This window comes from Brevibacterium samyangense (genome assembly GCF_039529845.1).
In the GTDB taxonomy this organism is placed as follows: domain Bacteria; phylum Actinomycetota; class Actinomycetes; order Actinomycetales; family Brevibacteriaceae; genus Brevibacterium; species Brevibacterium samyangense.
Genome location: NZ_BAAANO010000008.1, coordinates 198,158 through 209,534 on the forward strand (window position 1 = coordinate 198,158; position 11,377 = coordinate 209,534).

At 69.0% G+C, this 11,377-nt stretch carries 11 protein-coding genes; 7 read left to right on the forward strand and 4 right to left on the reverse strand.

Annotation, left to right across the window (positions count from 1 at the left end; genetic code table 11):
* The first annotated feature begins 49 nt into the window (after positions 1–49).
* From ABD172_RS04875 to ABD172_RS04900, 6 genes are all read left to right on the forward strand, one after another.
* Positions 50–916 carry an ABC transporter permease gene (locus ABD172_RS04875; protein WP_344307455.1) on the forward strand — a complete coding sequence of 289 codons (867 nt, stop codon included), beginning with the start codon at positions 50–52 and terminating at the stop codon, positions 914–916.
* Positions 913–1,725: an ABC transporter permease gene (locus ABD172_RS04880; protein ID WP_344307456.1), complete on the forward strand. Its 813-nt coding sequence runs from the start codon at positions 913–915 to the stop codon at positions 1,723–1,725. Before ABD172_RS04875 ends, ABD172_RS04880 begins: the two co-directional genes overlap by 4 nt.
* On the forward strand, positions 1,718–2,794 hold the full coding sequence (locus ABD172_RS04885) for an ABC transporter ATP-binding protein (RefSeq protein ID WP_344307457.1): 1,077 nt from the start codon (positions 1,718–1,720) through the stop codon (positions 2,792–2,794). Before ABD172_RS04880 ends, ABD172_RS04885 begins: the two co-directional genes overlap by 8 nt.
* Positions 2,795–3,119: 325 nt before the next feature.
* Positions 3,120–4,262, forward strand: a complete 1,143-nt coding sequence (locus ABD172_RS04890; protein WP_344307459.1) for an FAD-dependent oxidoreductase — start codon at positions 3,120–3,122, stop codon at positions 4,260–4,262.
* A 61-nt stretch (positions 4,263–4,323) separates the two neighbouring features.
* Entirely contained in the window at positions 4,324–5,445 is a 1,122-nt protein-coding gene (locus tag ABD172_RS04895; RefSeq protein ID WP_344307461.1) for an extracellular solute-binding protein, read from the forward strand.
* 10 nt (positions 5,446–5,455) lie between these two features.
* Positions 5,456–6,841: an NAD(P)/FAD-dependent oxidoreductase gene (locus tag ABD172_RS04900; protein ID WP_344307463.1), complete on the forward strand. Its 1,386-nt coding sequence runs from the start codon at positions 5,456–5,458 to the stop codon at positions 6,839–6,841.
* Between the two features lie 20 nt (positions 6,842–6,861).
* Here the strand turns inward: ABD172_RS04900 and ABD172_RS04905 are convergent, their stop codons facing one another.
* Together ABD172_RS04905 and msrB are read right to left on the reverse strand one after the other, a co-directional pair.
* A complete protein-coding gene (locus ABD172_RS04905; protein ID WP_344307465.1) occupies positions 6,862–7,431 on the reverse strand; it encodes a GNAT family N-acetyltransferase in 570 nt (189 codons plus the stop codon).
* Positions 7,428–7,922: a peptide-methionine (R)-S-oxide reductase MsrB gene (gene msrB, locus ABD172_RS04910; protein WP_425546652.1), complete on the reverse strand. Its 495-nt coding sequence runs from the start codon at positions 7,920–7,922 to the stop codon at positions 7,428–7,430. The genes ABD172_RS04905 and msrB overlap by 4 nt, the downstream gene beginning before the upstream one ends.
* 96 nt (positions 7,923–8,018) lie before the next feature.
* Here msrB and ABD172_RS04915 point away from each other — a divergent pair, with 96 nt between their 5' ends.
* The gene (locus tag ABD172_RS04915; RefSeq protein WP_344307467.1) at positions 8,019–9,272 is read left to right on the forward strand and encodes an alpha/beta hydrolase family protein; all 1,254 of its coding nucleotides are present in this window, start codon (positions 8,019–8,021) and stop codon (positions 9,270–9,272) included.
* 98 nt (positions 9,273–9,370) lie between these two features.
* Here the strand turns inward: ABD172_RS04915 and ABD172_RS04920 are convergent, their stop codons facing one another.
* Positions 9,371–10,285 (reverse strand): DUF817 domain-containing protein, encoded by a 915-nt coding sequence (locus tag ABD172_RS04920; RefSeq protein ID WP_344307469.1) that lies wholly within the window; start codon positions 10,283–10,285, stop codon positions 9,371–9,373.
* Positions 10,286–10,288: 3 nt separating this feature from the next.
* On the reverse strand, positions 10,289–11,269 hold the full coding sequence (locus ABD172_RS04925; protein WP_344307471.1) for a malate dehydrogenase: 981 nt from the start codon (positions 11,267–11,269) through the stop codon (positions 10,289–10,291).
* Between the last annotated feature and the right edge of the window lie 108 nt (positions 11,270–11,377).

Below are 11,377 nucleotides of genomic sequence, written 5' to 3' on the forward strand. Positions count from 1 at the left end.
CGCCGCACGGCACATCATCACCCGAGCGAACAGAAACCGGAGGTGGCCTGTGGCTGCTGCGAATCCGGGGAAGCGCGCCCTCCCACTGCCGTATCTGACACTGGTCCTGCCGGTCGTCGTCGTGGTGGTCGTGGCGTTCGTCGTCCCCGTCCTCTTTGTCCTCGTCCGTGCATTCACGGACCCACAGGTCGGACTGCAGAACTTCGTGTGGTTGTTCACCGAGTCGTTCAATCTCGAACTGCTGTGGCGCACCATCCGGCTCGCGTTCACCGCCACCGTGGTGACCGCACTCCTCGGTTATCCCTTCGCCTACCTCATCGCGACATCGAGCAAGCGGGTGGCCGGAATCCTCATGCTCATCGTCCTGCTGCCGTTCTGGACGTCGATGATGGTGCGGACCTTCGCATGGATCATCATCCTGCAGCCCAACGGCGTGCTCAACAGCATCCTCGGGCCGCTCGGTGTGCCGACGATCAGCCTGCTGGGCACACAGACCGCGGTGCTCATCGGCATGTGCCAGGTGCTCATGCCCTTCATGGTGCTCCCGATGGCCTCCGTCATGCAGTCGATCGACATGCGGATCCCGCTCGCGGCGCAGATCTTCGGCGCGCACCCGGCGAAGGCGTTCGCCCAGGTGTACCTGCCGATGTCGCTGCCGGGCGTGTTCTCCGGGACGCTCATCGTCTTCATCCTCTCGCTCGGGTTCTACGTGACGCCGGCGCTGCTCGGCTCGCCGCGTGAACAGATCCTGCCGAACGCTCTGTTCTCGCAGATCAACGAGCTTCTCAACTGGGGCCACGGCGGCGCACTCGCCTGGGCGCTGCTCCTCACGGTCGGGCTCGTCTTCGTCGTCGTGTTCTGGGTCGCCCGGATCCTCGGCATCAAGGTCCAGAACATCGGAGGTGCACAGGTATGAGCAGGACCGGAAAGCAGCCGGCCGCGAGCCGGATCGCACTGTGGATCGTGTGCGGGTTCATCGCACTGTGGCTCATCGCACCCACGCTCGTCGTCATTCCGCTGTCCTTCACCGCGGACAAGTCGCTCGCCTTCCCGCCGCGTGGCGTCTCGCTCCAGTGGTACGAGAACTTCTTCACGCACCCGCAGTGGATCGGCGGTCTGCTCAACTCGATCCAGATCGCGCTCCTCGTCGGTATCATCGCGCTCGTGCTCGGTACGCTCGCGGCCTACGGGCTCTCGAAGACGAGCGGTTTCGCGAAGGCGTTCTCCAACGGTGCGCTCATCCTCCCGATGCTCGTGCCCGCGGTCGCCTTCGGTGTCGGCGTCTACGCGATCTTCCTCCGGACCGGCCTCGTCGGCACGCTCCCCGGATTCCTCATCGCGCACACCGTGCTCGCGCTTCCGTACGTCGTCGTGAATGTCGGCGCAGTGCTCTCGACCTACGACTCGCAGCTCGAACGGGCGGCATGGATCTCCGGGGCCGGCAAGGTGAAGGCGTTCTTCACCGTGACGCTGCCGAACCTCCGGACGGGACTGTTCTCGGGCTTCCTCTTCGCGTTCATCACCTCGTTCGACGAGGTCGTCGTGTCGATGTTCATCCAGAGCCCGTACCTCCAGACCCTGCCCGTGCGCATGTACTCGTCCATCCAGCGCGAGGTCGATCCGACGATCGCCGCGGCCGCGACGGTCATCATGGTGATCACGACCGTCGCCGCGCTCCTCGCCATCCTTCCCGGTCACAAGCGAAAGAAGAAGATCGATGCCTGAGAACCCCATCGGCGCAGCCCTCGAACTGCGATCGGTTTCCAAGAAGTTCGGCGACTTCACCGCGGTCGACGGGATCTCCCTCACCGTGGAGCCGGGGGAGTTCGTCACGTTCCTCGGCCCTTCGGGCTCGGGCAAGACGACGACCCTCAATTGCATCGCGGGGTTCGAGGAGGTCACGGACGGTGAGGTGATGCTCGGCGGCAAGCCGCTCACGCACACGCCCATCCACAAGCGGAACATCGGCATGGTGTTCCAGGGCTATGCGCTCTTCCCGCACATGACGGTGGAGAAGAACGTCGCCTACCCGCTCAAGCAGCGGAAGCTGCCGAAGGAGGAGATCCGGGAGGCGACGGACTTCGCTCTCGAGAAGGTCGGGCTCACCGACTTCCGACACCGGTTGCCCGTCCAGCTCTCCGGCGGTCAGAGGCAGCGTGTCGCCCTCGCCCGCGCGATCTGCTTCCGCCCGCCGCTGCTCCTCATGGACGAGCCGCTCTCCGCGCTCGACAAGGCCCTCCGTGAGCAGCTCCAGCAGGAGATCCGCAGCCTCCACCGGGACCTCGGTACCACGGTCGTCTTCGTCACCCACGATCAGGACGAGGCGCTCGCACTCTCCGACCGCATCGTCGTCTTCAACCAGGGCGTCGTCCAGCAGATCGGGACCCCGCGGGACCTGTACCAGAACCCTGCGAACGCCTTCGTCTCCGGCTTCGTCGGCGAGTCCGTCACGCTCACCGGCGCCTACGACGGCGCACGCTTCACGTCCGGGGCCCTCGCCGTCCCGGTGGCGCAGCAGCACGACTGGACGGGGGAGGCCGGCATGATGGTGCGTCCCGAGAACGTCGGGATCGGCGCCTCGGCCGCGGACCTCGATCCGGCCCTCGCCGCCACCGTCGAGGCGACCGTCGAGGACGTCACGTACGTGGGCAACTCCGTGAAGTATCGCGTGTCCACGCCCGCCGGCGGCGGGATCGTGCGTGCCGCCGACTCCGGTGCGCTCGTCGGCACCCCGGGCGACACGGTGACGATCGGCTGGAAGCCCGAGGACGCCCGCGTCCTCCCCGTGGGCTGACGCCCCTCCGCGCCGAGGCGCCCCGCGCCTCGGCCGTGCGTCCCGCCTCCGGGCGGGTCTGCGTCCCGCCTCCGGGCGGGTCGGAGCGCACACGGCGCCCGGACGGTCCTCCTGTCCGGGCGCCGTGTGACATCCGTGCAAAATCCCCCGGTCGTGCGTTGACGATGCCGGAGTGCGTGTGATGAGGTCGTGATGTGAGCGACGTCATACGCGCTCGCGTTCCCCCTCATCCCCAGGGCGGGCGGTCGTCCCCCTCGTCCGGTCGGATTCCCGACCGGACTCCATCCGGCCGCGTGTCCGTGCACGAAGAACCAGGTGACTCCCGATGCGCGTGGCAGTGGTCGGTCTCGGAACGATGGGCGCGCAGGTGCTCTGGCAGCTCGCGACCCGAGTCGGGACCGGAACGGAGATCGTCGGCTACGAGACCTATGCTCCCGGCCATTCCCGCGGCGCCGCCGGTGGTGAGACACGGCTGTACCGCACACTCCAGTACGAGGACCCCGGGTACGCCCCGATCGCGGACCTCGCCGACGAGCTCTACGAGGTCCTCGCGGCGGAGTCCGGCATGCAGGTGCGGGAGATCTCCGGGTCGCTCCTCATGGGCGACCCCGGCGTACCGGACATGCGGGCGGCCCTCTCTGCGGTGGAGTCCTCCCACCGGGAGTACCGGGTGCTCGACCGGGCCGAGTCCCGGAAGGAGTTCCCGCAGTTCGACCTCGACCCGGGCGACCTCACGATCTGGGACCGGGACGGTGGCACGATCTTCCCCGAACGCACGGTGTACGCGGCGGCCCGGGCGGCCGAGAAGGCGGGCGCGCAGATCGTCCGGCGGGCCCGCGTCACCGCGATGGCACAGTGCGACGACGGTTCCGTACGGATCACCGCGAACGGCGAGGACCAGGTCTTCGACCGGGTCGTCGCCGCTCCCGGGGCGTGGACCCGCGTACTGTTCCCGGAGCTCTCCGGGGTCTTCGAGTCCCGCTGCCTCGTCTCCGCGTGGTTCCTCCCGCAGGAGCCGGGGCACCTCGCCGGCGTTCTGCCCTTCATCCGGATGGCACCGACCTACGCGTACGGGTTGCCGTACGCGGACCGGACGGCGTTCAAGCTCGGCCTCGGGGACTCCGGTGATCACATCGTCGAGAACCCCGACACCGCGCCGCACCGGGTGGAGGAACGTCACCTCGACGGATTCCGGGAGTGCATCGCCCGGTTCATGCCCGGCCTCGAGGACTACCCGATGCGCCTCGGGACCTATTTCGAGTCGTTCACCCGCTCCGGGTACGAATGGGTCGGTCCCCACCCTGCCATGTCGAACGTCGTCCTCCTCGCGGGTTTCTCCGGCCACGGCTTCAAGATGGCGCCGGCGTTCGGTCGGATCGGTGCCGAGCTCGCCCTCGACGGCGCCTCGACGATCGACCTCGGGTTCCTCGCCGCCGGTGCCGCCTCGGACGTCACGACCGAGAAATGACTCCCCGTCCCGGCGGCCGGCTGTCGCTCTTCCCTCATCCCCTCACGAAAGCGATCCCCTCATGACACGCCCCGTGTACTCCGTACTCGCCGCCTCGGTGGCCCTCTCCGCCCTCGCCCTCACCGGGTGCATGCAGGGAGGTGCCGCCGCTGCGGAGGTCGACCGCAGCGTCTTCGAGAACCCCACGGTCGGTGAGGTGCCGGAGGGATCGCTCGAGGGCACGACGATGACCTTCGTCTCGTGGGGCGGTGCCTACCAGGACGGACAGGTCGAGGCGTTCTCCGTGCCCTTCGCCGAGGCCTCCGGCGCCGAGTTGCTCTCCGACGGGCCCACCGACGACGCGAAGCTCCGCGCCCAGGTGGACTCCGGCAATGTCGCGTGGGACGTCATCGTCTCGAGCCCCACCCAGAGCTCGGCCTACTGCGGTGAGCTCTACGAACGACTCGATATGAGTCTCATCGACGACTCGCAGATCCCCGAGGGGCTGCCTCGCGGCGAGTGCTTCCTGCCGGCGATGAGCTACGTCGCCGGGTTCTTCTACAACGCCGACACCTACGGGGACAACCCGCCGACGAGCTGGAAGGACTTCTTCGACACGGAGAAGTACCCGGGTGTCCGGGGCATCGAGGGCACCTCCTCGCCGACCGCCGGCACGTACGAGGCCGCACTCCTCGCGGACGGGGTCGCCGAGGAGGATCTCTATCCGCTCGACACCGAACGCGCCCTCGGGGTGTACGAGGGTCTCGGTGCGGAGAACACCGCGTTCTGGACCACGGGCGCCGAGCAGACACAGATGGTCCAGGGCGGTGAGATCGACATGATCTTCGGCTGGTCCGGTCGCGTCTTCGAGGCGAACGAGGCCGGCGCGAACTGGAAGCCCGTGTGGAACCAGTCCTTCATGGCCTCGGACTCGCTCTCGATCGCAAAGGGGTCGCAGAACACGGTGGCTGCGCACGCGTACATCAATCACGCACTCGGCGCCCAGCAGCAGGCCACCCAGACCGAACTCACGAGTTACTCGCCGGCGAACACCGAGTCGCAGCCGGAGATCTCCGAGGCCGCGCAGGAGTTCGACGTGTCCCGCCCGGAGGTCGTCGACGCGACGATCCCGCAGAACGCCGAGTACTGGGGTGAACACTTCCCCGAGCTCTCGGAGACCTGGTACGCCTGGGTGTCGCAGTGAGGAACGGGCTGTGAGGAACGGGCTGGGATCCTTCTGGCTCCACGACGCTCCCGACCCGTGCTCGCCGCGGCCACGCCTCGAGGACGACCTCGAGGCGGACGTCGTGATCGTCGGCGGCGGGTTCACCGGGTTGTGGACCGCGTACTGGCTCAAACGCCACGATCCGGCACTCGACGTCGTCGTTCTCGAACAGGACCGGGTGGGCTACGGCGCCTCGGGTCGCAATGGCGGCTGGTTGAGCGGCAAGACGGTCGCACAGAGCCGGAAACTCGTCGACGGCACGCCGGGGCGTACCCGCGAGGACGCCCTGCGGATGGAACGCGCGTGCTTCCGCGCGGTCGACGAGGTCCTCGCGCTCACGGACGAGGCGGGCCTCGACATCGACGCCCACCGCGGCGGCTGGCTCATGGTCGCCCGGACGGAGGCCGAGGCGGCGCGCCTGCGGCACAAGGCCGAGGCGGACCACGCATGGGGCCTCACCGAGGACGAGGTGCGCCTGCTCACGGCGGAGGAGACCCGGGACCGGATCGACCTCCCCGGCCTCACCGGCGGGTACTCCTCACCGTTCGCCGCCCGGGTTCAGCCCGCGCGGCTCGCGTACGCGGCGGCCGCCCTCGCGGAGGGCCTCGGTGTGCGGATCTTCGAGAACACCCGCGTCGAGTCCTGTGGCCGCGGCCACGCCGAGACGCGGACCGGGTCCGTCCGGTCCGGCACCGTTGTCCTCGCGACCGAGGGGTACACGGCCGATCTGCCCGGCAGACACCGGCAGCTCCTCCCGATGTTCTCCTCGATGCTCGTGACCCGGCCCTTGCCGCCGGAGGCGTGGGAGCGGATCGGGTGGGCGGATGCCGAGTGCGTGAGTGCGGCGTCCCACCTGTACTTCTACATGCAGCGCACGGCGGATGACCGGATCGCGATCGGCGGCCCGGGCAAGGTTTACGAGTGGCGCTCGGGGACCGGGGGACAGGGCACGCTCGGCCCCCGGTCCGTGCGAGCGGTCCAGGCGATGATCCGGGAGTTGTTCCCCCGGGAGAACCTCGCGTTCGAGCACGTGTGGACCGGGGTGATGGGAGTTCCCCGTGACTGGGCGCCTTTCATCGACGTCGATCCCTCGGGCAAGTTCGTCCAGGTCGGCGGATACGTCGGGCAGGGTGTGGCGGCCTCCTACGTCGCAGGGAGGTCGGTCGCCGACATCCTCACCGGGCGCGACAGCGAGCTCGTCGACTCGTTGTGGGTACGGAGACGTCCACGGTCCTGGGAGCCGGAGCCTCTCCGGCTCATCGGCACCGGCACGGTCGAACTCCTCTCCCACCTCGCCGACCGGGACGAGCGCCGGCGCGGCGGTGACCGCACCTCGGTGTTCGCGGATCTCGCCGGCCGCATCGGCGGGCACTGAGCGGAGACGACAGTGGCGGCTCAGGCGGTCGGGCCGCCCGCCGGGCGACGCATCGGCAGGTGCGGGATGCCGTCCTCGATGAACTCGGGTCCGGAGACCGTGAAACCGAACGAGCCGTAGAACCCTTCGAGGTGCGATTGTCCGTTGAGGGTGAGGAGTGTGGTGGCACCGAAGTCCTCGACGAAGCGTCCGACGACAGCGGACCCGCCCCCGGCCGAGCGCAGGCCCGGGTCGGTGACGACACGGCCGATGCTCCGCCCCTCGGGGTGACCGGCCGGGCCGTCGACGAGGCCGGCCGGCAGTAGCCGGGCATAGGCCCGCGGCTTGATCTGCAGGCCGGTCTCCTCACCGTGCGAATCGCGGAAGGGCACCGGTTCCGTCGCACCCGGGATGAACGCGTGGAGCGTCTCCGGGTAGAGGTCGGTGCCGTCCATGTCGAGGAACACACAGTCCTGTTCGACGACGAAGACCTCGCTGCGCAACTGGAGGATCCCGTAGATCTCGAGAGGTGTGAGTTCCGCGAAGGTCTTCACCACCACGTCCGCGGGGGTGAACCGGGCGGTCGGGGTGGTGGCGACGGCGTCGGTCATGCGGTGGGCGCCTCGCCCTCGGCCGGGGCCGGGGCATCCGCCGCCGGTTTCTCGTCGAGGACGAGCGAGATCGAGTTGATGCAGTACCGCAGATCGGTCGGAGTCGGGTAGCCCTCGCCGCCGAAGACATGGCCGAGGTGGGAATCACAGGTCCCGCAGCGCACCTCGATGCGTTCCATACCGAGGGTGTTGTCGCGGATGTACCGGACCCGGTCCTCCGCCAACGGCGCGAAGAACGAGGGCCAGCCGCAGTGCGACTCGAACTTCGACTCGGAACGGAAGAGTTCGGCACCGCAGGCCCGGCAGCGGTACGAACCCTCGACGAAGGTGTCGGTGTACTCGCCGGTGAAGGGGCGCTCGGTTCCGGCCTCGCGGAGCACGTAGTACTCCTCGGGAGACAGGATCTCCCGCCACTCGGCCTCCGTCCGTGCGGCCGGTTCGGGTGCGGCCTGGTCCGTCCGGGACACGTGTCCGGGATGTGAAGTGGTCAAGACAACCTCCGTCGGGGGCGTGCGGTCGGGTGCCAGTGTAGACCTCTCGTCCGCGCGCACAAGGACCGTTAGGATTCTGCGAACAGGAGGACGTGCATGTCGGAGAACAGCATCACCACAGCAGGACAGAAGGCCGCACGCGTGGCGCTCGCCGGGCTCGGCGCGGGTCTGGGTCTCGGGGCCCTCGTGTCGATCGCCTCCTCGGGGCTCGCCGCCTATTTCGCGCGGAAGATCGTCATTCCCGGGCAGGCGCCCGAACGCGTCCAGATCCTCCACGTCGACGGGTTCGACGACGAGATGCACATCCATCTCTCCGCCGACGAGGACACACTCGTGAACGGCCGGTACGGACTGTGGTTCGACGCCGGGCGCGGTCACGCCCAGATCGGTGACGTCATCGAGTACGACCCGCACTCACGGACCGTGTCACGGGAGGTCCTCGGTGTGCCGTACGGGAATCTCCGGGCGGCCCGGACCGGACGCTGGACGGGGTCCTTCTACCCGGATGCCCGCACTCTCGGTCTGCCCTACGAGAACATCACCCTCACCTCGGACGTCGGGGACCTCCCCGCCTGGTACTTCCCGAGCGGCGCCGGAACCGAGGCGCCGGGAAGCGAGACCTCGGGCGCATCCGGCGTGGGGACCGGCTCGGCTGACACCTGGGCCATCCTCATCCACGGTCGTGGAGGTACCCGGGCGGAGGGGCTCCGCGCGGTCCCCGCCCTCGACTCGCTCGGCATTCCGGCCCTCGCGATCGCGTACCGCAACGACGAGGAAGTACGGGTGGGGAACACCGCCCGGTACGGCCTCGGTGACACCGAATGGCTCGACGTCGACGTCGCCATCGACCACGCGCTCGCCCACGGTGCGAAGGACGTCGTGCTCTTCGGCTGGTCGATGGGTGGCGCGATCGCGTTCCAGGCGGCCTCGCGCGGGCGGAACAAGCGGTTCGTCCGGGCGATGGTGCTCGACGGCCCGGTGGTCGATTGGTACAACGTGCTCGACCACCAGGCGAAGGAGAACTTCCTCCCGACCCCGGTCGCTCGCCTCACCCTCGACATGATCTCCCGGCCGTGGGCACAGCCGATCACCGGCCTCGAGACCCCGCTCGACCTCGACCGGATGGACTGGATCAAGCGCGCGGCGGAACTCGATGTCCCCGTCCTCCTCATCCACTCGGACGACGACGAGTTCGTGCCCTCGGGGCCCTCGCACGCCCTCGCGAACGTGCGCCGGGACCTCGTGACGATGCCGCACTACGAGAAGGCACGCCACACGAAGGAGTGGAACGTCGATCCGGAGCAGTGGAACGACGACGTCCTGCGGTTCCTCGCCGCGCACCTCGGCTGAACCACACACATCGGCTGAACCGCGCCGTCGCCCGGTCCGCGTCACCGCTGTGTCCCAGCTCCCCAGCACCGACGGGGGAGCGTCGCTCCGCCGTTCCGTCAGTGGGTCGAGGACGCTGTGGAGCGTCCCGTGCCGGGATCCTCGGGAGTCGCCGGACGGTGGACGAGCGTGACGAGGACGACGGAGATGTTCATGAGAAGGAACCAGCTGCCGAGCTTCGCGAGGGACACCATGCGCCACCCGTCGGCCTGGTCCGGATAGATCCATGCGCCGGCGGCGGTCCCGACGTTCTCCGCGATCCAGATGAACAGCGCGACGAGCACGAAGGCGAGGACGACCGGCATCCGCAGGGAACGGCGGAAGATCCGCGCGTGCATGACACACCGGGCGTACAGAACGAGGATCGCGGCGACGAGGACCCACCTGAGGTCGTACCAGTAGTGGTGCGTGTAGAAGTTCGCGTACACCGCGGCGGCGACGACGACCGTCGCGAGGAGCGGCGGATAGTGCGTGAAGCGCAGGTCGTGGAGCCGCATGACGCGCATGAGATACGAGCCCACCGCGGCATACATGAAACCGGTGTAGAGCGGGACCGCCCCGATGTGGAGAACCCCGCCGGCGGCGTACTCCCACGAACCGACCGAGGTCTTGAAGACCTCCATGACGGTACCGACGAGGTGGAAGAGGAGGATCCCGAGGGCCTCACGGCCGGTCTCGAGGCGGAAAGCGAGCATGCCCGCCTGGATCGCGAGGGCCGCGAGGACGAGCGCGTCGTTCCGTGCGAGCGCCGCATCGTCCGGGTACCAGAGCGCGGCAGCGATGAGCACGGCGAGCATGAGACCCCCGAACAGTGCCGCCCACGCCTGCTTGAGGACGAAGACGAGGAACTCGGTGCCGAGGGCGCGGACACCGTGCTCGGACGTGTGCGCGAGGCGTCGCCGTGCCCACCGATCGAGACCGGCCTCGGATGCAGGACCGACGTCCGGCGCGGCGCCCGACCGCGCGCCGGCCACGCCTCAGGCCCCGAGGAGCCCGAGGCGGGCGGCGGTGTCGCGCTCGTCCTCGAGTTCCCGGCTGGTCGCGGCGAGGCGTTCGCGCACGACGGGGTCGAGGTCGAGGCCCTCGACGATGTGCCAGCTGCCGTCCGCGTCGACGGTGCAGGGGAAGGAGGAGACGAGCCCGGCGGGGACTCCGTACTCCCCGTGGGAGACGACGCCCATGGACACCCACCGGCCCGCTGTGCCGTTCACCCAGTCCCGGGCATGGGCAAGGGTGGCGTTCGCCGCACTTCCGACGCTCGAACCGCCGCGCGACTCGATGATCGCCGAGCCGCGGTGCGCGACGTCGGTGACGAACGCGCCGTGTGCCCATTCCGCGTCCACGAGGTCGGTCACGGGGGTGGAGCCGGCGAGGGCGTGTGTGAGGTCCGGTACCTGGCTCGCCGAGTGGTTGCCCCAGATGACGACACGGGACAGCTCGGACACGGGTCGGCCGGTACGGCGGGCGATGCGTGCAAGGGCGCGGTCGTGATCGAGCCGGGTGAGAGCGGTGATGTTCTCGGCCGGGACACCGGTGGCGTGCGAGGCGGCGATGAGTGCGTTCGTGTTCGCGGGATTACCGGTGACGAGAACCTTCACATCGGGGGAGGCATGCCGACCGATCGCCGCTCCCTGCGCCGCGAAGATCGTCCCGTTCGCCTCGAGGAGGTCGCCGCGGCTCATGCCCTTCGAGCGGGGCCGGGCGCCGACGAGGAGACAGAGATCCGCGCCGGCGAAGGCGACCTCCGGATCCGCGGTCGTCGTCACCGAGGCGAGCGTGGGGAACGCGCAGTCCTCGAGTTCCATCACGACGCCCTCGAGGGAGGCGACGGCCGATTCGACCTCGAGCAACCGCAGGTGGAGGGGCTCGTCCCCGTACACGGCACCTGCCGCGAGCCGGAACAGCAGGGCATATCCGATCTGACCGGCGGCGCCGGTGACGGTCACGGTCTTCGTCATGAGGGCAGGGTACGCGAATGTGGCCGGGAGGACGGGAAAGAGGGAACCGGAGTCGGAGAAGTACGGCCGGGGGCGGGCAAGTGCCGACGGCAGGAAGGAAGAGGTCCC

Coding starts and splice junctions, on each gene's coding strand:
- ABD172_RS04880 (WP_344307456.1), top strand. CDS start 913: ATGAGCAGGACCGGAAAGCAGCCGGCCGCGAGCCGGATCGCACTGTGG.
- ABD172_RS04885 (WP_344307457.1), top strand. CDS start 1,718: ATGCCTGAGAACCCCATCGGCGCAGCCCTCGAACTGCGATCGGTTTCC.
- ABD172_RS04890 (WP_344307459.1), top strand. CDS start 3,120: ATGCGCGTGGCAGTGGTCGGTCTCGGAACGATGGGCGCGCAGGTGCTC.
- ABD172_RS04895 (WP_344307461.1), top strand. CDS start 4,324: ATGACACGCCCCGTGTACTCCGTACTCGCCGCCTCGGTGGCCCTCTCC.
- ABD172_RS04905 (WP_344307465.1), bottom strand. CDS start 7,431: ATGACCGACGCCGTCGCCACCACCCCGACCGCCCGGTTCACCCCCGCG.
- ABD172_RS04915 (WP_344307467.1), top strand. CDS start 8,019: ATGTCGGAGAACAGCATCACCACAGCAGGACAGAAGGCCGCACGCGTG.
- ABD172_RS04925 (WP_344307471.1), bottom strand. CDS start 11,269: ATGACGAAGACCGTGACCGTCACCGGCGCCGCCGGTCAGATCGGATAT.